Below are 21,445 nucleotides of genomic sequence, written 5' to 3'. Positions count from 1 at the left end.
GTCGGCGGTGACCGCGGAGACGGACGACCCGGCCCGGGCGGGCCGGGCGGTGCTGGAGCAGGCCGGACGGGAGAACTTCCCCGTCGCTCCCGGCTTCCTGCCCCGCGCCTGGCGCGACGGGCTCATGGCGGTCTACGGCTGCGCCCGGCTGATCGATGACACCGGTGACGGCGACCTCGCCCCCGGTGGCGCGGACGCCCGGCTGCTCGGCGTGGCGCCGGAACGCGCGGGGGACCGGCTCGCGATGCTGGACGCGCTGGAGGCCGACCTGCACCGCGCCTTCGCCGCCGCGGACGATCCGTCCGCGCCGCCGCCCGGCCATCCGCTGCTCGCCGCGTTGATCCCGGTGGTCCGCAGGCACGCGCTCACCCCGCGGCCCTTCCTCGACCTGATCGCCGCCAACCGGCAGGACCAGCGGGTGAGCCGCTACGCCGACTGGGACGCGCTCCTGGGCTACTGCGCCCTGTCCGCCAACCCGGTCGGACGCCTCGTGCTCGCCGTCACCGGTACCGCGACCGCGGAGCGCGAACGCCGCTCCGACGCGGTGTGCACCGCGCTGCAGGTCGTCGAGCACCTCCAGGACGTCGCCGAGGACCTGGCACGCGACCGGATCTACCTGCCCGAGGCCGACCTGGACCGCTTCCTGGTCACCGAGTCCGACCTGGCCGCTCCCACCGCCAACGCCTCGGTACGGGCCCTCGTGGCCTTCGAGACCGACCGGACGCGGGCCCTGCTGGCCGAGGGCGACGCGCTCGTGCACAGCGTCGACGGACGGCTGCGGCTGCTCCTCGCCGGCTTCGTCGGCGGCGGGCGTGCGGCCGCCGACGCCATCACCGCGGCGGGTTTCGACGTACTGGCGGGCCCGCCCCGTGCTCCTCGGCTCGGCCGCCTGCGGGCGGTGGGAGCGACACTCTCCAGGAAAGGGATGACCGACCAGTGGTCCGTGCACCGTCCATGAACCCGCCGGTACGAGCCGCCTACGGCTACTGCGAGTCCGTCACCGGGCAGCAGGCGCGCAACTTCTCCTACGGCATCCGGCTGCTGGCGCCGCCGGAGCGCCGGGCGATGTCGGCGCTGTACGCCTTCTCCCGCCGGGTGGACGACATCGGCGACGGTGAACTGGACACGGCCACCAAGGAGTCGCGCCTCGCCGGTGCCCGCGCGGTGCTGGAGCGGATCCGGACCGGCGAGACGGCGGAGGACGCGATAGACCCCGTCGAGGTGGCCCTGGCCGACACCGTCCGCCGCTACCCGGTGCCGCTCGACGCCCTGGACGAGATCATCGACGGCGTGCTGATGGACGTGCGCGGCCGCACCTACCGCACCTGGGACGACCTCGCCGACTACTGCCGTTGCGTGGCCGGAGCCGTCGGACGGCTGTCCCTGGGGATCTTCGGCACCGCGTCCGGCGCCCGGGGCACGGCGGAGGCGCCGCGGATGGCCGACACTCTCGGCCTCGCACTCCAGCTGACGAACATCCTGCGCGACGTACGGGAGGACGCCGAGGTCGGCCGCAGCTACCTGCCCCGTGAGGACCTGGAGAAGTTCAACTGCACGGGCGGGTTCGCCTCGCCCGTGCTGTCCGCGGACGCCGACTTCGCCGGCCTCGTGCAGCACGAGGTGGCGCGGGCGCGGCGCCTGTTCGCCGACGGCCTGCGCCTCCTGCCGCTCCTCGACCGCCGTTCCGGCGCCTGCGTGGCGGCGATGGCCGGCATCTACCACCGGCTGCTGGACCGCATCGCCGCCGACCCGCACGCGGTGCTCGGCGGCAGGGTCGCACTGCCCGCCCGGCAGAAGGCGCTGGTCGCGGGCCGGGCGCTCTCCGGAGCGCAGACCCGCGCCGTCCGCCGGACGCGGCGATGAGCGGTGCCCGCCGTGCCGTGGTGATCGGCGGCGGACTCGCCGGGACGGCGGCGGCCCTGCGGCTCGCCGACTCGGGACTGCGCACCACACTGCTGGAGTCGCGGCCCCGGCTGGGCGGCCTCGCCTTCTCCTTCTCCCGCGCCTCACCCGTCGGGCGCCTCACCGTCGACAACGGCCAGCACGTCCACCTGCGGTGCTGCACCGCCTACCAGTGGTTCCTCGACCGGATCGGCGCGAGCCACCTGGTCCCCCTGCAGCGCCGGCTGGACGTACCCGTGCTGGACGCGGCGACCGGCCGGGCCGGCCGGCTGCGCCGCAACGCCGCCCCGGTGCCGTTCCACCTCGCCGGGGGCCTCCTGCGCTATCCGCACCTGTCCTGGGCCGAGCGTCTGCGGGCCGGCCGTGCCGCGCTGGCGCTCGGCCGGCTCGACCCGGACGATCCCCGCCTCGACGACCGGGACTTCGCGAGCTGGCTCGCCGCGACCGGCCAGTCGCCCCGGGCCGTGGAGGCGCTGTGGGACCTGGTCGGCGTCGCCACGCTCAATGCGCGTGCCGCCGACGTCTCGCTCGGCCTGGCCGCGAAGGTCTTCCGGACCGGACTGCTGAGCGCCCCCGGGGCCGCCGACATCGGCTGGGCCCGGGTGCCCCTGGGCACCGTCCACGACACCCTCGCCCGCGAGGCGCTGAGCGGTGCGGGCGCGGAGGTGCGCACCGGCGCCCGGGTCCGGTCCGTGGGGGCGCGGCCGGACGGCCGGTGGGAGGTCGCCGTGTCCGGCGACGAGACCCTGACGGCCGACCGCGTGGTGCTGGCCGTGCCCCAGGAGGCGGCGGCCCGGCTCCTGCCGGACGGCGCCCTCGCCGCCCCGGAGGACCTGTTGAGGATCGGCACCTCACCGATCCTCAACATCCACGTCGTCTACGACCGGCGGGTGCTACGGGCTCCCTTCCTCGCCGCGCTCGGCAGTCCGGTGCAGTGGGTCTTCGACCGCACCCGGGCCTCCGGCCTGCACGCGCTGCCCGGCGGGAGCGGCAGCCAGTACCTGGCACTCTCTCAGTCGGCCGCCGAGGAGGAGATCGACCTGCCCGTGGCGGAGCTGCGTGCGCGGTACCTGCCGGAGCTCGCCAGACTGCTGCCCGCGGCCGCCGGAGCAGGGGTACGGGACTTCTTCGTCACCCGGGAGCGCACCGCCACCTTTGCACCCGCACCGGGTGTCGGGCGGTTCAGGCCGGAATCGTGCACGCGTGCGCCGGGTGTCGCTCTCGCAGGCGCGTGGACCGCCACCGGCTGGCCCGCGACCATGGAGGGCGCGGTGCGCAGCGGACTGGCTGCCGCCCGGGAGACGCCGGCAACGGACGGGCGTCCTCAGCACGACGATCTTCAGGAGACGCCGTGAGCTTGACCCCTGAACGCAGAGGAGACCTTGTGAACCCGGTGGAACCGGCGAACGCCGGCATCGACGGGGCCGGTGTGGCCGCGCTGCTCGAACGCGGACGGACCCTGGCCATGCCGGAGCTGCGCGCCGCCGTCGGTCGCCTCGCGGCACCGATGGACACGGTCGCGGCCTACCACTTCGGCTGGATCGACGCGGACGGCCGCTCGGCCGAGAGCGACGGCGGCAAAGCGGTGCGCCCGGCCCTGGCGCTGCTGTCCGCCGAGGCGGCAGGCGCCGAGGCGCGCGCCGGTGTTCCCGGCGCCGTCGCGGTGGAGCTGGTGCACAACTTCTCGCTGCTGCACGACGACCTGATGGACGGCGACGAGCAGCGCCGTCACCGCGACACCGTCTGGAAGGTGCACGGTCCGGCACAGGCGATCCTGGTCGGGGATGCACTGTTCGCCCTGGCGAACGAGATACTGCTCGAACTGGGCACTCCGGAGGCCGGGCGGGCCGCTCGCCGGCTGGCGGTGGCCAGTCGCAAACTGATCGACGGGCAGGCGCAGGACATCTCGTTCGAGCACCGGGAGCGGGTGACGGTCGAGGAGTGCCTGGAGATGGAGGGCAACAAGACCGGCGCCCTGCTGGCCTGCGCCGTCTCCATCGGCGCGGTCCTCGGCGGGGCCGACGACCGCACGGCCGACGCCCTGGAGTCCTACGGGCGCCACCTCGGGCTGGCTTTCCAGGCGGTGGACGACCTGCTGGGCATCTGGGGCGATCCCGCGGCCACCGGCAAGCAGACCTGGAGCGATCTGCGCCAGCGCAAGAAGTCGCTGCCCGTGGTGGCGGCGCTGGCGGCGGGCGGCGAGGCCGCGGACCGGCTGGGCGAGCTGCTCACCACCGACGCCAAGCGTCAGGCCGACCCCGGCCGCGGCGACGCGGACACCGAACGGCGGGAAGGCGCCGAGTCCGACTTCGACGAGGCCGAGTTCGCCGCCCGGGCCGCGCTGATCGAGGAGGCCGGCGGGCGGGCCTGGACGGACGCGGAGGCCAAGCGGCAGCACACCACCGCGATCGAGGCCCTGGACGGGGTGGCGGACATGCCGCCGCGAGTGCGCGCGCAGTTGGTCGCCCTGGCGGACTTCGTGGTCCAGCGCCGCGGCTGACCACCGCACGCGGGCTTCCGGGGCCTCGCACCGCCGGGCCCCGGAAGGCTCTCACTCCAGCAGTCGCGCGCGGAGCCGCTCACGGGTGTCGCCGCCGACTCCGAGCCCCTCGGTGAGGTAGCGCTCGACAGAGCCCCAGGTCTCGGTGACGGTCTCGTACGCGGCCGCGAGGTACGCGGGCCGCGCGTCGAAGAGCGGCGAGAGCAGCTCGCGCACCTCGGGATCGAGCCGGTCGCGGCCGGCGGAGTTGCCGCGGTGCACCCGGTACCTGCGGTGCGGGTCGTTGGAGAGCAGGTAGTCGGCCTCGATGGCCGCCCGCTCCACCCCGAGGGCCAGCAGGGTCACCGCCATGGTCAGTCCGGCCCGGTCCTTGCCCGCCGCGCAGTGCATCAGGGCGGGCACGTGGTCGTCGGCGAGGGTGTGCAGGACTCTGCTGTGCTCCGCGGTCCTGCCCTTGACGATCTCCCGGTAGGCGCTGGTCATCCGGTCGGCCGCGCGGCCCTCGGAGAGCGCGGCGCGCAGTTCCGTGACGTTGCCGTCCCGCACCATCTGCCAGAACTCCGCTCCGTCCGCCGGATCGCTGAGGGGGATGCTGAGGTTGCGCACCCCCGGCAGCTCCACGTCCGGGCCCTCCAGGGCCTGGTCGGCGGCGTTGCGGAAGTCGAAGACGGTGTGCAGGCCGAGACCGGCGAGGAACTCCGCGTCCTCCTCGGTGGCGTGCGCGAGGTGTCCGCTGCGGAAGAGCACGCCGTGCCGTACCCGTCGGCCGCCGGCGGCGGGCAGCCCGCCGACGTCGCGGAAGTTGCGGACACCGGCGAGCACGGGCTCAGCGGTTTCGGACGTCACAGGCGCTCCCTGGCTCGGCGGGGTGGCTGGCCTCCGACGATACGACAATCATTGGGCCATTCCCCCGTGAATGTTCAGCATGCGCCCGAATCGCTTTCGGCGAGGATCAGCTCGGTGGGCCCGCGGGCCTCCTGCTCGAAGTCCTTGCCACGACTGCGGAACACGAGGTCGTAGAACTTCGCGTGTTCGGGGCCGTACTCCATCAGACGAGCTCCTTCGCCGACTGGGCGGAGACGATTCCGGGCTCCGGGATGGGAACGATGAACTTCCCCCGCCTCCAGGAAGCGGCGCTCCGTGCGGACGACCTCGGCAGTGTAGGCCCCGAGACCGGCCCCTACCTGGAGAGGTACCTCCGGGTCGGCGGGCGGTAGGCGCACTGCGGCCCCCGGACATCGCGTCCGGGGGCCGCAGCGCGCCGTCGGGAGCGGAGGCTCAGCCGCGCAGGAAGCCGATGAGCTCGGGGGCGAGCTTCTTGGGCGCCATGGCGACGGCGCCGTGGTTGAGTCCGTTCAGGGTGCGGTGGCTCGCGTCGGGGAGCACTCCGGTGAGTTCCTTCGCGGCACGCTGGAATCCGTCGGGGCTCTTGGAACCGGTCAGTACCAGGGTCGGGGCCGTCGCCGCCGACCACGGCTCGGCGGGGAGCGGCTTGCCCTGCTGGGTGTCGCCCATCACCGCGATGTCGTAGGGGAGCGTGTTGGCCAGACTCTTGAGGTCGGACCAGACACCGGGCATCAGGCGCATGGCGCCGACCATGAACGAGGGCATGCCCTGCGCCTTGACCATGAACGCCTTGACCGCGTCGCTGCGCCGGTCCTCCGCCAGGAGGGTGTCGATCTGTTCGCCGAAGCCGGCGGGCGGGCCGAAGCCGTCCGAGGTGACGGAGAACGGCGGCTCGTAGACCGCGAGCCTGTTGACGTTCAGGCCGGCGGTAGCGGCTCGCAGGGCGAGCACCGCGCCGGACGAGCTGCCGAACAGGGAGGCGGACCCGCCGACCTGGTCGATCAGTGCCGCGATGTCCTCGATCTCGCGCTCGACCGCGTACGCTGAACCGTCGGTGCTGGCGCCGCGGCCCCGGCGGTCGTAGTTGACGACCGTGAAGTGCTCGGCGAGGAGACCAGCGAGCCTCTTGGCGTCGGAGCGGTCGGCCAGGGCGGAGGCCACCAGGATCACCGCCGGCCCGTCGCCCGACGTGTCGAAGGCGATCTTGGTGCCGTCGGCCGATACCGTCGTCGATTCCACCGTGGCTGCGGTCTCACGGGTTGAAGACATCGCTTCCCTCAGATCACCTTGTGGGGCGTGCTGCCAGATCACCTTGTGGGGTGTGCTGCCGACAGTGGAGACCGGCGTCCGGCGGAAGAGTAATCGGTCCTGCCGGAATCGAGGGGTCCGGAGGGCACGCCGACCGGTGCACAACGGCGTGCCCAGACCTTCCGGACATTCTCCTGCCCTCAGGCCAGCTGGACCACGGTGCCTCCGGTCACCCTTTCCGCTTCGGGTCCGCCCCTTTCGGGCCTCCCCTCTACCCTGGGGGCATGAGGGACGGAGAGTCGGGGGCATGACCGACGGAGCCCTCCCCGGGCTGCCGCGCCCGGCGCGGGAGGTCGCCCCGGGGGCCGTGCTCCTGCCGGAGCTGCTGGACACGGCCGCGCAGCGCGAGCTCCTCGCGGCCTGCCGTGCGTGGGCGCTGCCCCCCGCCGGACTGCGCACGGTGCGGATGCCGCACGGTGGTGCGATGTCGGTGCGGCAGCTCGGCCTGGGCGCGCACTGGTACCCCTACGGCTACGCGGACACCGCCGTGGACGGCGACGGGGCGCCGGTGAAGCCCTTCCCCGACTGGCTCGGCCGCTGGGCGCGGCGTGCCGTGGCGTGTGCGGACGAGGTGTCCGGCCGGTTCGGCAGCGGAACACCCCGCCCGCCGGGCGGGAGCCGGGAGCCGGGCGGGGTCGCCTTCGACGTCGCGCTGGTCAACTTCTACGGTCCGGATGCCCGGATGGGCATGCACCAGGACCGCGACGAACACGCCGACGAGCCGGTCGTCTCCTTCAGTCTCGGCGACACCTGCGTGTTCCGTTTCGGCAACAGCGCGGGGCGCGGACGGCCCTGGGCGGACACCGAATTGATCAGCGGGGACGGTTTCGTCTTCGGCGGTCCGGCGCGATTCGCCTTTCACGGAGTGCCACGTGTGCGGCCCCGCAGCTCGCCTTCCTGGCTCGATCTGAACGGTCGGCTCAACATCACTGTGCGGAAACGATAATGCCGTCATGGCCCGTCGCGGTCGGTTGACCTGCCGGTAGTGCAAACGGATGACCGGAGGAATCACCCGTTGGGAGCTGGCGAATGGTGGCGAATATCTCAACTGCGCCCGCGTGCCCCTCTCCTGGCCCGTAGCGTGACCGGCATGCCGTGAATCGGCGTGCCGCTTCGAGCCGCACCGGAAACACCCCCACGACACTTCCAGGGACTGCGATGCCTGAATCCCCGAGCCACGCGGCGCACCAGGGACGGGGAGCCCCGTCACCCGGAGCTCCCTCGCCCGGGGCCCCTGCGCCGGCCGGCGGGCCCGCCGGACCCGAGGCGCCGCCCAGCGGCGGCCGTCCGCGCCGCCGGCCGGGCGGCGACGGAGGCGGCCGGAGTAGCGGCCGGCACGGCCGCGGTCCGGTACCGGAGTCCGCCGCCGACGCCGCGGTCCGGCGGCGGCTGGTATGTCTGGCGGTGCTGCCCGCGGGGCTGGTCGCGGTGTGCGCCGCCGTCGTGGTCGGCTGCCTGCTACGGGTCACCGGCGGCCTGGACGCCCTCGTGGACGGCGGCCCGGCCCGGGCCTGGGGCGTGCTGGGCGGTGCGCTGCTGCTCAGCTGCGCCGTCGTCGTCGGCGCCGCCCTCCGGGCGTCCTCGGAGGCCCGGTCCACGCTGGAGCGCTACGCCGCGCTGCGGCGCAACTCGGCCCGCAGCAACGCTGGAATCCACGCCCTGCTCAGCGGCCTGGATCAGGGAGAACGGCTCCGCAGGCCGGTCCACGGCCCGATGCCGCAGGCCGCCGAGGACGCGCTCGGCCTCCTCGCCCACGAGGTGACGCTCGCCCAGCGCACCGCCGAGTCGGCGGTGGTGGAGGCCGCGGCGCTGGTACGGGGCAGCGGCGGAGGCAGCAGCGAGGAGAGGGTCGAGGTCTTCGTCAGCCTCGCACGGCGCCTGCAGTCCCTCGTGCACCGCGAGATCCAGCTGCTGGACGAACTGGAGAACGAGGTGGAGGACCCGGAACTCCTCAAGGGCCTCTTCCACGTCGACCACCTGGCGACCCGTATCCGCCGGCACGCCGAGAACCTCGCCGTCCTGGGCGGGGCCGTCTCGCGGCGGCAGTGGACCCGCCCGGTGACCATGACCGAGGTGCTGCGCTCCTCGATCGCGGAGGTCGAGCAGTACCCGCGCGTCAAGCTCGTCCCGCCCACCGAGGGCACCCTGCGCGGCCACGCCGTCGCCGACGTGATCCACCTGCTGGCCGAGCTCGTCGAGAACGCCACCCACTACTCGGCTCCCCAGACGCAGGTGCTGCTGCGGGCCCAGCACGTGACGGCGGGCCTCGCGGTGGAGGTGGAGGACCGCGGGCTGGGGATGCCGGCCGGCGAGCAGGACCGGATGAACGCGCTCCTGGCCGACCCGGAGCAGACCGACGTCCACGAACTGCTCCACGACGGCCGCATCGGCCTGTTCGTGGTCTCCCAGCTCGCCCGGCGCCACGGGATCGTCGTCCAACTTCAGAGCAACATCTACGGCGGTGTCCAGGCGGTGCTGGTGCTGCCGCACGCCCTGCTGGGAGAGCCGCCGCGCGCCGCGGAGGGGACGGCGGCGCCCGCCCGGGAGGTGGCGCCCCTCGCCACCGCTCCGCCCCGCGCCCCGGCACCGGGCGGGACGCCCCTCGCACGGCCGGAACCTGCGGCTCCGCTGCCGATCCCGGAGCCGGCCGGGCTCCGAGCGGGGGTGGAACCGGCGCCCCCGGCGCGCGAGCGGCCCTCCGGCGACCGTCCCCGACTGCCCCGCCGGCGCAGGCAGGAGCACCTGGCGGCCGGACTCCGCGAGCCGCCGCAGGCGCCGGGTCCTGCGGACGGCACCCACCAGGAGCACGATCCGAACCTCATGGCGGCTTTCCGCCGCGGTGCCGACCTGGCGGAGGACCCCGCGTCCCCCGGCCCGGCCGCCGACCCGGCGCCTCCCGGCCCCGCCGGGGGCCCGATGAGTCGCAGTCCCTACTAGCCCCGCCGTCCGTGGCCACCCCGGAAGGGGAGTGCGGACGCCCTCCCGAAGGAGAAGAACGCGATCATGGTGAGCGAAGCGCCCATCGGCCACAGCACGGACCTGTCCTGGCTGCTGTCCGGCCTTGTCCAGCGCGTGCCGCATACCCGCAGCGCGCTCCTGCTCTCCTCCGACGGTCTGGTGAAGGCGGTGGACGGTCTGGACACCGACACCGCCGACCACTTGGCCGCGCTCGCCTCCGGCCTGCACTCCCTGGCCCGGAGCGCCGGAGTCCGGTTCGCCGACGGCGGCGAGGTCAGGCAGGTGGTCGTGGAACTGGACAGCGTGCTGCTCTTCGTCTCGACCGCCGGCCAGGGCGCCTGCCTCGCCGTGCTCGCCGACCCGGCCGCCGACGCGGCGGTGCTCGGATACGAGATGGCGATGCTGGTCAAGAGCGTCCGGCCGTATCTGGCGACCCCGGCCCGGACACCCGCGGGGTACTGAACCGGTGCCCGGACGGGAACGTGAACCGTGGCTGGACGACGCGGCCGGTCGGCTGGTGCGCCCCTACACCGTGTGCGGCGGTCGGACCCGTCCTGCGGCGGCCCTGGACATGCTCACGCTGGTGCGGGCCACCGGCTCGCGCTCCGGAGCCGGTCTCGGTCCGGACCACGCCCAGGTGCTGGGCCTGTGCCGCGGCCCTGTCTCGGTCGCGGAGATCGCTGCGCACATCCGGCAACCGGTGGTCGTCACCAAGGTGCTGCTCTCCGACCTGGTCGCCTGTGGCGCGGTGACCGCCCGCGCTCCCCGCCGACTGGGCCCCGAACCAACCGACCTGGACCTGCTGGAGGCGGTGCTGGATGGACTCCGGACCCGACTGTGACCCGTTCCCGATCGCGCTCAAGATCCTGGTCGCCGGCGGCTTCGGGGCCGGGAAGACCACCTTCGTCGGCGCGGTCAGCGAGATCGACCCGCTCAGCACGGAGGAACTGCTGACCCGGGTGAGCGTGGGCACGGACTCCCTGCACGGCGTGGAGGACAAGAGCACCACCACCGTGGCCATGGACTTCGGCCGGCTCACCCTCGGTGACCGACACCTGCTGTACCTGTTCGGCACGCCCGGGCAGGAGCGCTTCTGGTTCCTCTGGAACGAGCTCTGCGCCGGGGCGCTGGGAGCCGTGGTGCTCGCCGACACCCGTCGGCTGGAGCAGAGCTTCTCCGCGGTGGACTTCTTCGAACGGCGCGGAGTGCCCTTCGTGCTCGCGGTGAACGAGTTCGAGGGCGCGCACCGCTACACCGCGGCCGAGGTGCGCGCCGCCGCGGACCTCAGCCCCGAGGTGCCGGTGGTGCCGTGCGACGCGCGGAACGCCGTGTCGGCCACCGGGGCCCTCGTCGCCCTCGTCCAGCACCTGATCGAGACCGGGAGTGCCCGTGCCGCCCATGCCGTATGACCCCACCAGCCACCTGCTGCTCACCCCCGAGGACGCCGAGGCACCCACCCGGGTGCTCCGGCTGCGGGAGCTGGGCATCGGGGACGCCCCCGTCGCCGAGTTCGACGAGTTCGCCCGGAACCTGGCCGAAGTCACCGGCTCGCCCTACGCGATGGTCAACTTCATCGACGAGTACCGGCAGTACTTCGCCGGCCTCTACACGCCCGGTCCCGCCCCGGGTGTGGAGCTGGGCCCCGCCGCTCCCGCCTCGGGGCAGCCCGGCCGGGTGATGGCCCGGGACCACGGCTACTGCCCGTACGTCGTCGTGCGCCGCAAGGCGCTGGTGCTGGAGGACGTCTGCGACTACCCGCGCTTCGCCGGCAATCCGGTGGTGGACGAGATCGGCATCCGGTCCTACCTGGGAGCACCGCTCATCGACCGGACGGGCACCGCGCTGGGCACGATCTGCGTGGTGGACCAGGAGCCGCGCCCCTGGGGCCGCCAGGGACTGGAGACCATCAAGGCGATGGCCGAGGGGCTGGTCGAGCAGATCCACCGCCGGGAGACCGGAGTCTGAGCCCGCCCGCGGGCGGGCTCAGACAGAGAGAGGGCTCCGGCCTTCCGCGCCCGACCCGGCAGTGCCACCCGGCCCGGCGGTACCGGGCCGTCCGGGACGCCCGGGCCGGTCAGCCGACCGGCTCCGGGGCGCGGCACACCAGCTCCGACAGCTGGGACGACCAGTCGCGCAGGCCGCCGCCCAGCGCCACCTCACCCAGCCGCAGCCGTTGCACGTCCGAGGTCCCCGCCGGGGCGAAGATGTGGTGGGCGTCGCGCAGGCAGCGTTCCACCGGTCGGTCGGTGAGCAGGCCCGCGGCGGCGTGGATCTCCATGGCGTCCCGCGCCGAGTCCAGGGCGTACTCGGTGTTGACGAGCTTGGCGTTCATCAGCTCTGCGTCGCAGCGGGCGCCGCGGTCCAGCAGGTGCACCGCGTGGTAGGCGGTCAGCCGGGCCGTCATCAACCGGGACTGCATCTGGCCCAGCTTCATCCTGATCGAGCCCAGCTCCGCCAGCGGCGCGCCGTAGCGGCGGCGCTCCCGGCAGAAGGTGCTGGTCTCCTCCAGCAGGGCCTGATGGATGCCCAGGGAGACGGCGGTGAGGTTCGCCCGGCCGTAGAGCACGCTGGAGGAGTAGGCGACCGCGAGTCCGTCGCCCTCCCGGCCCAGGAGGTTCGCCGCGGGCACCCGGCAGTCCTCGAAGCGCAGTTCGCCGAAACCGAAGCCGTGCAGCCCCATGGCCTCCACCTGAGGGCCCGTCGACAGGCCCGGACGGTCGGCCTCCACCAGGAACGCCGACAGGCCGTCCGACCCCGGCCCGGTGCGCAGCACCACCCCGTGCAGATCCCCCACCTGGCTGTTGCCGACGAAGACCTTGCGTCCGTTCAGGAGCCAGCCGGTGCCGTCCCGGTGGGCGGTGCCGGTCATGCCGAGCACGTGTCCGCCCGAATCCGGCTCGGTCACCGCGATCGTCGGCAGGCAGTCGCCGGCGGCGACGGCGGGCAGCCAGTGCTTCTTCTGTTCCTCGCTCCCGAAGTGCAGGATCTTCGCGACGCCGAGCTGGGAGGCCTGGGCCATCGCGCCCATGGCGGCGCTCACCCGGGAGAGTTCCTCGATCACGAGGGTCTTGGCCACGTGTCCGGCACCCATGCCCCCGTACCCGGCGGGGACGGTGACCCCGATCCAGCCCTGCCGGGCTATCAGCCGGGAGACCTCGTGCGCGACCGCCCGTCCCGCCTCCATGGCGGGGACCTGGGGGGCGATCTCACGTTCCGCGAAGTCCCGCACCTGCATGCGCAGTTCGTGGTGGCGCGGGTCGGTGAAACAACTGTCCATGACGTGCCCTTCCGAGTGGCGCTTCCCGCTTGCCTGCCAGGCGGGTCCGTGCATCGGCAGCGGACCCGTCCCGGAACGACCGACCTCGACATCGTCCATGCCGGACCGGTGCTTCCCGGTCCGATCCGGGAGGTTGACCGAAATCCTCTCTGCAGGTCCCGGATCGGAATACGGACGGACGCGGAAGGGAATCCGCCGTCCGCGGGACGCGGCGGTATTTCCGCAGCATTACCCAACGGCACAGTCCATTCATCCCGAGGTGTGCTCCGGGGTGGTCGGACCTGGCGCAGGAAGGGGCTCGCGTACCCGGCGCGCGCGCCGCGCGGAATGTGGCGCATTTCTTTCCCGCGGGGCCACTGTGGTACCCGGGAACGGCACATCCACAGGAGGTCGTGCGTCGTGATCGAGAATTCCACCGAGATCGCCGGAACGGTGGCCACCCACACCTGGCTGCCCCCTGACCGCCCGGCGCGCGCCTGGGTCCAGATCGCGCACGGAGCGGCTGAGCACGCCCGCCGCTACACGCGCTTCGCCCGCGCGCTGACCGCGGCCGGCTATGCCGTGGTGGCCTCCGACCACCGGGGGCACGGTGACACGGCCCGGCACACCGGCGGGCTCGGGGTGGTCGGCCCCGACGGCTGGCGGGCCGTGGTGGAGGACCTGCGGAGGGTGGGTGCGCACGCCCGGGCCGAACTGCCGGGCATCCCGCTGATCCTGTTCGGGCACAGCATGGGTGCGCAACTGGCCCGCGACTGCGCCCAGGAGCACGGCGACACCCTCGACGGCCTGATCCTCTCCGGCACCTTCCGCTCGCTGCCGGGCTGCGACCCCGAGGCGGCCGAGCGGCGGCTCGCCGCGGAGATCGAGGCGGCCGACCGCGCGGTGCGCTCCGACTTCGTGCCCGAGCTGTTCGGCTCCTTCAACGACCCCTACCCGCACCGGACCGGCTTCGCGTGGCTCTCCCGCGACACCGCCGAGGTCGACCGCTACGTCGCCGACCCCGCCTGCGGCTTCCCGTTCAGTGCCGGACTCGCCCTGGACTGGGTGCGGGGCGCGCGGAAGATCAACGTGCCGGAGTCGCTCGGGCGGCACCCGCGGGACCTGCCGGTCCACGTGGCCGTGGGCGACCGCGATCCGTGCCACCAGGGGATGACGCTGGTGCACGAACTGCTGGAGGACTTCCGGTACCGAGGGGTGCGCGACCTGACCTGGGCGGCGTATCCGGGCGCCCGGCACGAGATCCTCAACGAGACCAACCGGGACGAGGTGACCGCCGACCTCGTGGCCTGGCTGGATCAGCGGTTCGCCTGACGGAGAGGGCGGGGCCCGGCCGCGCGCCCCCGCCGGCGGGCGGCTCGCCGGGCGCCCGGCCCGGTGCTGCGGCCGTATGAGTCCACCGGTTCGGTCAGACTGCTGCGGTACGTCATCGCCCGTCAGGAAACGGGGAACCAGGCCGAGAGGCGCTCGGCGACGACCCGGACGTCGACGTGGTCCTGCGCGACGTCCTCCACAGAGGGGCCGGCGGTGGAGGCAGGCGGCGGGACGGTACCGGCGCCGACGCCGTCGAGTCGCAGGAAGACGCGCATGGCGAGCCAGGCGGTGCGTTTGTTGCCGTCGACCAGCGCATGATTCCGGGCAACGGAGTGCAGTAGCGCGGCTGCCTTCTCGTGGAGGGCGGGATACAACTCGGCCCCGAACACGTGGGTCCGGGGCCGTTCGATTGCCGATGCCAGGAGTCCCATGTCACGCACGCTGTGCTCGGTACCGTTGACCACGCGGGCGACGGCCAGGATCTCGTCGATCTGGAGGTAGCGCACCTCGGTCATTTCAGGTAGTCCAGGATCTCCGCGTCACTGTCCATGAGCTCGGCCAGGACGTCATCGACCTTGAGGGCGGCCCGATTCTCGGCATCCCGGATGGCCTCGATGGCGAGTTCCTGCTTGCTGCGGCGCTCACGGCGAGCACGCTCGGTGAGCTTCGCGTCGAGGTCGTCGGGGAGTCGCAGTGTCATCGCCATGCGACAGTGATACCAGGATGGTATCTGAGCGGCGCGGTGACAGCAGCCACTCAGGGCCTCGGACCACGGACACCGGCGCTAGGTGGCCGCACGGGGGCGCGCTCCCGGTTCCGGGGAGTGGGGCGGCCGAGGGTGCAGGGTCTGCACTGCTGCCCCGGGGGTGCTCCTGTCTGTTTCGTCAACCCCGGCGGGGCTGACGTGGGGGTGTGTTCGGGTGCCGGCGAACGTCCGCATCCGCAGCGGGAGAGGCACCCGTCGGGGCGGACGACCACCCACCGCGGCAGCCTGACCGAACCGGTGAACCCGTGCGGCCACAGCACTAGCGCAGGAACCCTCCGATCCGGTGGCGCAGCGACGCCGGGTCGAGCCCGTGCGCGGCGAGGTGCTCCGCCACCTCCCCGTAGCGCCGCAGCTCCCGCCGCCCCACTCCCAGGCTCAGCAGCCGGTGGGGCACGTCGGCCAGTGCCTGGGAGACCACCGCGGCCGACGTCCCGGCCAGCAGGGGTTCGACGAGCACCACCCGGGGACGGTCGCCGGCGGCCACCCGCAGGGCCCGGGTATCCAGCGGACGGGCCGTGGCGACGTACAGCACGGTGACGTCCAGCCCGGCCGTGGCGTCCAGGACGGCGTCCAGCACCGGCCCGACGGCGAGCACCACGGCCGCCGTCGGCGAGCCGGTCCTGACCGGGTGCAACCCGCCGCCCACCGGGCGGGCCACCGCGTTGGACTGCTCCGACAGGCGCACGTGGACCCGCTCGCCGTCGGCCGCGGCGGCCCGTTCCAGCAGCGCCTCCGCCTCGTCGGGGTGGCCGGGGACGTGCACCGTCCAGCCGTCGAGGGTGTCGAGCAGGGCCACGTCGCCCGGTGACATGTGGGTGTACCCGCCGGCGGGCCAGTCGTGGGACGCCGCCGCGCTCACCAGCACCCCGGACGTGCCCTGGTGGCCGAAGTCCAGTTTCAGCTGCTCGAAGGGGCGCTCGACGAGGAAGCTCGCGAAGGTGTGCATCAGGGGGCGCATTCCGGTGAGGGCGAGCCCACCGCCCGTTCCGATCAGCAACTGCTCCCTGATGCCGACGTTGATCACCCGGCCCGGGTGCCTGCGGGCCGCGTCGGCGAAGCCGTCGGCGCCGATCTCCGCGAGTACCAGGGCCAGTCGTTCGTTTCCGTCCAGCAGCCGGGAGGCCACCCGGGTGAAGCGCTCTCGCATGGTGTCCACGGGGTGGCTCCCTTCAGTTCGTGGGCGCGGACCGGACGGTCCCGTCCCGGGGTTCGACGTGTGCGACGACGGCCAGCGGCCGTCCGGGGTGGGGCGCGGTGGCGGCGGTGTGCAGCGCGGCGTGGTCGCGGCCGTCCACCGTCCGGGTGGTCCAGCGCGCGGCCCGGAACCGCTCGGCGATCCGGTGGCCGTCGGTGTGCCGGGCGGAGGCGTTGTCCACCACCAGGACGTGCAGCGACTCCAGGCCGGTACCGCCGGCGTAGTCGACGGCCTCGTGGTTGCTGCCCTCGTCGAGCTCCGCGTCGCCGGTCAACACCCAGACCCGGGGTCGGTGCCGCCCCTGGGCGCGCAGACCGAGGGCTGTGCCGACCCCGAGGGGCAACCCGTGGCCCAGCGAGCCGCTGCTGATCTCGACCCCCGGGACCAGGGTCCGGTCCGGGTGGTGGCCCAGCGGCGAGTCGTAGGCCCCGAAGCCGGCCAGCCACTCGCCGGGGAAGAAGCCCTTCTCCGCCAGCACCGCGTAGTGGGCCATCGGGCCGTGCCCCTCGGAGAGCAGGAACCGGTCCCGGTCGGGATCGTCCGCGGTGTCCGGCGAGACGCGCAGCACCCGGTCGTAGAGGACCCAGAGCGCGTCCAGGGTGGAGGTGGCCGCGGGGCCGTGCTTCTCGGCACCGGTCATCAGCGCCATCAGGCCCGGCAGCCGGGCGTAGCCGGGGGAGTTCGTGGGGTCCGCGGGGGAGGGCGGAGGTCGCCGCGTCGTCGTCATGCGACCAGCCTGATACTTCAACCAGACTTCAAGTCAAAGGGCGGCCAGGGGCGACCGGTAGGCCTCCTGCCGCCCGGACGCCGGCGGGCGCCCGGGCGGCAGGAGGCCTACTGGCCGGCGGCGAGCGGCAGCCCCGCGGAGAACAGGTCCGGTGGTCCGGGGCGTGCGTAGAACCACCCCTGAGCCGCGTCGCAGCCCAGCGCGCGCAGGTGCTCGGCCTGCTCGGCGGTCTCCACTCCCTCGACGGTCACCGAGAGGTCCAGCACATGGGCGAGGGAGACGATGCCCTCCACGATCTTCAGGTCCACCGGATCGGCCGGGTGGTGCTGCAGGCCCTGGGTGAAGGAGCGGTCCAGCTTGAGCGTGCTGGCGGGCAGCCGGCGCAGGCTGGCCAGATTGGAGTAGCCGGTGCCGAAGTCGTCCAGCGCGATCCCCACCCCGATCTCGGCGAGCTGGCGCAGCGGCTTCAACTGGTCCTCGTCCGCCTCGATCATGGCGCTCTCGGTGACCTCCAGGCACAGAGAGTCCGGCGGCAGCCCGGCGTTCCGCAGCACCCGCAGCGTGTCCGAGACCAGGTCCGGATCGTGCAGTTGCCGAGGCGAGAGGTTGACATTCACCCGCAGCGGCCGGGTGCCGCCGATGCCGCGAACCTGCCACTCGCAGGCCTGCCGCACGGACTCCTCCAGCACCCAGCGGCCGAGCGGCACGATGAGGCCGGTGTGCTCGGCCAGCGGGATGAAGCGGTCCGGTCCGAGCACTCCGTGGCGGGGGTGCTCCCAGCGCACGAGGGCCTCCGCCCCCTCTACGGAGCCGTCCGACATCCGCACCAGCGGCTGGTACTCGATGAAGAACTCGCAGCCCTCCAGCGCGGCGGGCAGCCGGTTGGTGAGGCTGTGCCGGCTGATCGCCCGGGCGTCCGAGTCCGGATCGGCCACCTCGAAACGGTTTCCGCCCCGTGCCTTGGCCCGGTACATGGTGATGTCCGCGCTGCGCAGCACCTCGGCGGCTGTGCGGTCCGCGGTCGGTCCCTCCAGCACGCCGATGCTGGCCCGCACCGACAGCTCCCGGCCGTCCACCAGCACCGGGGTGGAGAGAGCTTCCAGGGCCCGCGCGGCCAGGTCGAGGACCGCGTCCGGCGACTCCGGATCGCTGACCAGGGCGACGAACTCGTCCCCGCCGATCCGGGCGACCAGCTCGCCCGGCGCGTTGACGCAGACCTGGAGCCGCTCCGCCACGGCCACCAGCAACTGATCACCCACCGCGTGCCCGAGGCTGTCGTTGACGGTCTTGAAGCCGTCGAGGTCGAGGTAGCACAGTCCGAAGCGGGCGCCGTCGCCGTCCCGGGCCAGCGTCTGCTCCAGCCGCTCGAAGAAGTACGTGCGGTTGGGCAGTTCGGTGAGCGCGTCGTGGGTGGCTTCGTACCGCAGCCGCAGGTTGAGCAGCCGCCGCTCGGTGATGTCCTCCATCAGGGCGAGCATGTAGCGCGGTGCGCCGTCCGGATCGCGCAGCAGCGACACCGTCAGGTTGGTCCACAGAACCGTTCCGTCAGGACGGTGGTAGGGCTTCTCCGCCTGGAAGTGCTCCCGCTTCCCGCTCACCAGGTCGCGGTACTGGCGCCAGACGGTGGGCCCGTCGTCGGGGTGCACCCAGGAGGTGACCTTGCGGGTGCGCAGTATCTGCTCCGACCCGCCGAACATCCGGGTGAGCGCCGAGTTGACGTTGACGACCGTGCCGTCCAGCAGGGCGATCCCGATGCCGATCGTCGCGCCCTCGAAGACCGCGCGGAACCGCGTCTGGCTCTCGTGCAGCGCCCGCTCGATCTCGGCCTGCGCGGTCAGAGCCGCCCGGGACAGTGCTTCCTGCTCCGCCCTGGTGCGCTCCTGGAGGGCACGGGAGAACCCGGCCGCGATCGCGTGCTGGAGCCGGGCGCAGCGGGCCCTGCCCTCCTCCGGCGGCAACTCCGCCGGGTCGGAGCAGTACAGCAGCAGGTACGCGTCCACCACCCCCAGGATCTGCGGCAGCGCTTCCGGCGACGTGCAGTGCGCCGCGACCAGGGCCGACCCCACCGCGCGGCCGGGTCCGGGGTCGAACGGGCGGGCGTGCAGGGCGGAGCCGAGCTGCCCGGCCAGCGGCCGCAGGTGCTCCTCGAACTCCGAGCGGGTCATGCAGGTGGCTGTGGTCGGGTACACCGCCCTGCTCCAGATCGTCGCGAACCTCCGCAGGCCGTCGCTGTGCCGAGGGTGCGGGGCGTCCGCCGGGCCGGGGCCGTCCGCGCCGGCGGGGCCCTGCGCGGGTGCTCTCACGCCGTGCGCCCCACCCCGGCGAAGCCGGTGAAGACCACCGGGTCCTCCTGCTCGTTGGAGCCGTCGGGACGCCAGTTGGGCATCGACACCAGGCCCGGCTCGACCATCTCGAAACCCTCGAAGAAGCGGGTGATGTCGGCCTTGGAGCGCATCAGCAACCGGGAGCCGACCTTGCGGTACACCCCCGAGATGTCCCTGCCCTGCTCGTCGGTCCGGGGGCCGCTGTCGGTGGACGCGTGCGTGAGGATGAGCATGCTGCCCGGGGCCAGCCGGTCCCGGATGGTCCCGATCGCCTTCCAGGGGTCCTCCTCGTCGGCGACGAAGTGCAGCAGCGCCACCAGGAGCAGCGCGACCGGCCGGTCCAGGTCCAACAGCCGGCGGGTCTCCGGGCTGTCCAGGATGTCCCCGGGCGACCGGAAGTCGGCGGCGAGCACCGTGGCCCGGTCGGTGCCCTCCAGGACCGCCCTGCTGTGGGCGACGGCGACCGGGTCGTTGTCCACGTAGACGACCAGGGACTCCGGGCTGGCCGCCAGGGCGACCTCGTGCACGTTGCCGAACGTCGGGATGCCGGAGCCGATGTCGAGGAACTGGGTGACGCCCTCCTGCACCGCGTGGCGCACCGCCCGGCGCATGAAGGCCCGGTTGGCCTGCATGATCTTCGGTAGCCCCGGGAACGCCTTGATGGCCTGCCGTGCGGTGTCCCGGTCGACCTCGAAGTTGTGGGAGCCGCCCAGGTAGTAGTCGTATATCCGCGACACACTCGGCTTGGACAGGTCGATGCCCTCGGGGGCCCATGCCGGACGTTCCATGTGGCGTGCTCCTCATCGCGGTCGTCTGCGCATTGACGTTCGGGGGATGAGGCTACTGACCCGAAGTGGGTGGGAGTAAGTACACGGAGACCCAACCCCCCGATCCTGTCCCAGTGTTGAGCTATATGCCCGTTTCGCCGGGGCAGAATCGCAGGCGGGGGAGCCGGGTCTTCCGCGCGGCGCCGACCGCCGCTGCGCGCCCGCCCGCCCGCGCGCCCCGCGACCACCCGCGATCACCCGCGCCCGGGCGCGGGCCGGAACCGGGAGGCCGCCCGGCGTCGAGCCTCTCCCGGGACTCCGTCGGCGTCCGGAGCGCGACCGGCCGGTTTCCTCCGTACCTTGCCGGGATACCCGGGGGTCGGACACCGGAGGTGACCGACATGCCCGACCGGCGCGATCGACGTGCCGGGCATACGCCGGAGCGGGATCACCGCCTGTGCGGCGCCCGTGCCACCGCAGGCCCGGCGCCGGCACCGCCGCTCCGTCCCGCTCCCGGCCGCTCCGGCGGCCCGGAGTCCAGCAGCGCACCGCACGAACCGCACCGAGAGGGGACGATGCCGATGCTGGGCCACCTTCTGGCCGGCCTGCTGGGGTACCTCCTGATCGCCCTGTTGACCGCCCGCCTCGGCTACGGGGTCGAGCGCAGCCGCATCATCAGGGAAGAGGGCCGCCACCATCCGGGCGACGACCCGCTGGAGCGCTTCCAGGAGGTCGGCAAGAACGTTGCGGCGGTCCAGGCCTTCGTCTACGGACTGTGCTGGCCCGTGGTGGTGCCGGTCTACCTCGGCTACCGCGCTGTGGCGCTGACGATCACCGCGAGACCCCCGCGCACCGGGTACGAGCGCGCCCGGCGGTCCGAGGCGCTGCACGCGCGAATCCGGGACCTGGAGCAGTCACTGGACATCCCCGAGGTCCCGGAACCGGACGTCGGCCCCGCGAGCCGGCCCTCCCGGGATATCTCGCCGCTGCGCACGGCCCACGGGCCCTCGCCCCGCCACCGACCCGGTGCCCTCCGCGCCGCGTCCCGACCGACCGCGTCCCGACAGGGAGAGGGTGAGCTGCGATGAGTGAGCGTCCACCGGAACAGGACCGCTCCGGACTGCTGGGCCGCATTTTGCCGCGTACCGGCACTGAACCCGTCACGGCCCGCAGCCCCCTGCGGCTGCGGCTGCTGCTGGCCCTGTGCTTCACTCCGCTCTTCGCCGCGGGCGCCGTTCTCTTCTGGACGTGGTCCGGGAGCGCGACCGCCTCCGAGACCCCGGCTCCCGATTCGCTGCGTACCCTGGCCTGGATCTGCACCGGTCTGGCGGTCTTCGCGCTCGTGGACCTGCTGATCGTGCTGCGGCGGCTGCGGCGCGACGGCGGGCACTGACCGCTCCGGCATGTCGCGGAGCGCGGCGGGGGCTGCTGGGAGTGAGCCGCGCACGCCCGGGTACTCCGGAACGGCCGGCCCCCGGGCCGGCGCGGGCGGCGGCGCAGTGGCCGCCCGTAGGCCACCGCCCGGCGCACGGTCGCCGGGCCCGTCGTCGAGGCAGGAGGCGCC

General features: G+C 73.4%; 23 protein-coding genes. 13 read left to right on the top strand and 10 right to left on the bottom strand.

The genetic code is table 11. The features are described 5' to 3' along the window. Nucleotides 1–7: 7 nt before the first annotated feature. From hpnC to H300_RS0115885, 4 genes are read left to right on the top strand one after another with little or no spacing between them, the layout of a single operon-like run. Nucleotides 8–958: a squalene synthase HpnC gene (gene hpnC, locus H300_RS0115900; RefSeq protein ID WP_028428222.1), complete on the top strand. Its 951-nt coding sequence runs from the start codon at nt 8–10 to the stop codon at nt 956–958. Beyond that, complete coding sequence (hpnD, locus tag H300_RS0115895; protein WP_037980565.1) at nt 955–1,863, top strand: presqualene diphosphate synthase HpnD; 909 nt, start codon at nt 955–957, stop codon at nt 1,861–1,863. The genes hpnC and hpnD overlap by 4 nt, the downstream gene beginning before the upstream one ends. Beyond that, nucleotides 1,860–3,257, top strand: coding sequence for a hydroxysqualene dehydroxylase HpnE (hpnE, locus tag H300_RS0115890; protein ID WP_028428220.1), 1,398 nt, complete (start codon nt 1,860–1,862; stop codon nt 3,255–3,257). The genes hpnD and hpnE overlap by 4 nt, the downstream gene beginning before the upstream one ends. Before the next feature lie 29 nt (nt 3,258–3,286). Continuing rightward, nucleotides 3,287–4,402, top strand: a complete 1,116-nt coding sequence (locus H300_RS0115885; protein WP_486583907.1) for a polyprenyl synthetase family protein — start codon at nt 3,287–3,289, stop codon at nt 4,400–4,402. 51 nt (nt 4,403–4,453) lie between these two features. Here the strand turns inward: H300_RS0115885 and H300_RS0115880 are convergent, their stop codons facing one another. The 3 genes from H300_RS0115880 to H300_RS0115865 form a co-directional block, all read right to left on the bottom strand. Then, nucleotides 4,454–5,248, bottom strand: coding sequence for a tyrosine-protein phosphatase (locus tag H300_RS0115880; protein ID WP_028428218.1), 795 nt, complete (start codon nt 5,246–5,248; stop codon nt 4,454–4,456). Nucleotides 5,249–5,322: 74 nt separating this feature from the next. Continuing rightward, on the bottom strand, nt 5,323–5,451 hold the full coding sequence (locus tag H300_RS32480; RefSeq protein WP_486583904.1) for a hypothetical protein: 129 nt from the start codon (nt 5,449–5,451) through the stop codon (nt 5,323–5,325). Between the two features lie 229 nt (nt 5,452–5,680). Further along, the gene (locus H300_RS0115865) at nt 5,681–6,517 is read right to left on the bottom strand and encodes an alpha/beta hydrolase (protein ID WP_028428216.1); all 837 of its coding nucleotides are present in this window, start codon (nt 6,515–6,517) and stop codon (nt 5,681–5,683) included. Between the two features lie 286 nt (nt 6,518–6,803). Here H300_RS0115865 and H300_RS0115860 point away from each other — a divergent pair, with 286 nt between their 5' ends. From H300_RS0115860 to H300_RS0115835, 6 genes are all read left to right on the top strand, one after another. Continuing rightward, nucleotides 6,804–7,502, top strand: coding sequence for an alpha-ketoglutarate-dependent dioxygenase AlkB (locus H300_RS0115860; RefSeq protein WP_051270096.1), 699 nt, complete (start codon nt 6,804–6,806; stop codon nt 7,500–7,502). Between the two features lie 212 nt (nt 7,503–7,714). Next, the gene (locus tag H300_RS27210) at nt 7,715–9,493 is read left to right on the top strand and encodes an ATP-binding protein (protein ID WP_078516042.1); all 1,779 of its coding nucleotides are present in this window, start codon (nt 7,715–7,717) and stop codon (nt 9,491–9,493) included. 66 nt (nt 9,494–9,559) lie between these two features. Beyond that, nucleotides 9,560–9,976 (top strand): roadblock/LC7 domain-containing protein, encoded by a 417-nt coding sequence (locus H300_RS0115850; RefSeq protein WP_028428214.1) that lies wholly within the window; start codon nt 9,560–9,562, stop codon nt 9,974–9,976. A gap of 4 nt (nt 9,977–9,980) precedes the next feature. Beyond that, entirely contained in the window at nt 9,981–10,355 is a 375-nt protein-coding gene (locus H300_RS0115845; protein ID WP_028428213.1) for a DUF742 domain-containing protein, read from the top strand. Beyond that, complete coding sequence (locus H300_RS0115840) at nt 10,333–10,923, top strand: ATP/GTP-binding protein (RefSeq protein WP_028428212.1); 591 nt, start codon at nt 10,333–10,335, stop codon at nt 10,921–10,923. The genes H300_RS0115845 and H300_RS0115840 overlap by 23 nt, the downstream gene beginning before the upstream one ends. Next, on the top strand, nt 10,913–11,479 hold the full coding sequence (locus H300_RS0115835) for a GAF domain-containing protein (protein WP_028428211.1): 567 nt from the start codon (nt 10,913–10,915) through the stop codon (nt 11,477–11,479). Before H300_RS0115840 ends, H300_RS0115835 begins: the two co-directional genes overlap by 11 nt. A gap of 109 nt (nt 11,480–11,588) precedes the next feature. On the opposite strand, the gene H300_RS0115830 is transcribed toward H300_RS0115835, so the two are convergent. Then, a complete protein-coding gene (locus H300_RS0115830) occupies nt 11,589–12,791 on the bottom strand; it encodes an acyl-CoA dehydrogenase family protein (protein ID WP_028428210.1) in 1,203 nt (400 codons plus the stop codon). 399 nt (nt 12,792–13,190) lie between these two features. Between H300_RS0115830 and H300_RS0115825 the strand changes: the two genes are divergently transcribed. Continuing rightward, on the top strand, nt 13,191–14,102 hold the full coding sequence (locus tag H300_RS0115825) for an alpha/beta hydrolase (RefSeq protein WP_028428209.1): 912 nt from the start codon (nt 13,191–13,193) through the stop codon (nt 14,100–14,102). 122 nt (nt 14,103–14,224) lie between these two features. On the opposite strand, the gene H300_RS0115820 is transcribed toward H300_RS0115825, so the two are convergent. The 6 genes from H300_RS0115820 to H300_RS32475 form a co-directional block, all read right to left on the bottom strand. Next, nucleotides 14,225–14,617: a Fic family protein gene (locus H300_RS0115820; protein WP_028428208.1), complete on the bottom strand. Its 393-nt coding sequence runs from the start codon at nt 14,615–14,617 to the stop codon at nt 14,225–14,227. After that, on the bottom strand, nt 14,614–14,808 hold the full coding sequence (locus H300_RS0115815; protein ID WP_028428207.1) for a ribbon-helix-helix protein, CopG family: 195 nt from the start codon (nt 14,806–14,808) through the stop codon (nt 14,614–14,616). Before H300_RS0115815 ends, H300_RS0115820 begins: the two co-directional genes overlap by 4 nt. Nucleotides 14,809–15,127: 319 nt before the next feature. Continuing rightward, nucleotides 15,128–16,024 (bottom strand): transketolase, encoded by an 897-nt coding sequence (locus tag H300_RS0115810; protein WP_028428206.1) that lies wholly within the window; start codon nt 16,022–16,024, stop codon nt 15,128–15,130. 13 nt (nt 16,025–16,037) lie between these two features. Continuing rightward, entirely contained in the window at nt 16,038–16,790 is a 753-nt protein-coding gene (locus H300_RS0115805) for a transketolase (RefSeq protein ID WP_028428205.1), read from the bottom strand. A gap of 107 nt (nt 16,791–16,897) precedes the next feature. Beyond that, the gene (locus H300_RS0115800; protein ID WP_028428204.1) at nt 16,898–19,093 is read right to left on the bottom strand and encodes an EAL domain-containing protein; all 2,196 of its coding nucleotides are present in this window, start codon (nt 19,091–19,093) and stop codon (nt 16,898–16,900) included. Then, nucleotides 19,090–19,902, bottom strand: coding sequence for an SAM-dependent methyltransferase (locus H300_RS32475; RefSeq protein ID WP_028428203.1), 813 nt, complete (start codon nt 19,900–19,902; stop codon nt 19,090–19,092). The genes H300_RS0115800 and H300_RS32475 overlap by 4 nt, the downstream gene beginning before the upstream one ends. Before the next feature lie 560 nt (nt 19,903–20,462). On the opposite strand from H300_RS32475, the gene H300_RS0115790 reads away from it, so the two are divergent. Together H300_RS0115790 and H300_RS0115785 are read left to right on the top strand one after the other, a co-directional pair. After that, the gene (locus H300_RS0115790; RefSeq protein WP_158678375.1) at nt 20,463–20,969 is read left to right on the top strand and encodes a hypothetical protein; all 507 of its coding nucleotides are present in this window, start codon (nt 20,463–20,465) and stop codon (nt 20,967–20,969) included. After that, nucleotides 20,966–21,274: a DUF6343 family protein gene (locus tag H300_RS0115785; protein WP_028428201.1), complete on the top strand. Its 309-nt coding sequence runs from the start codon at nt 20,966–20,968 to the stop codon at nt 21,272–21,274. The genes H300_RS0115790 and H300_RS0115785 overlap by 4 nt, the downstream gene beginning before the upstream one ends. The last annotated feature ends 171 nt before the right edge of the window (nt 21,275–21,445 follow it).

The sequence above is a fragment of the Streptomyces sp. TAA040 genome, assembly GCF_000424845.1.
Note: the sequence above shows the minus strand (reverse complement) of the source record. Positions and strands in the feature narration are given on the sequence as shown.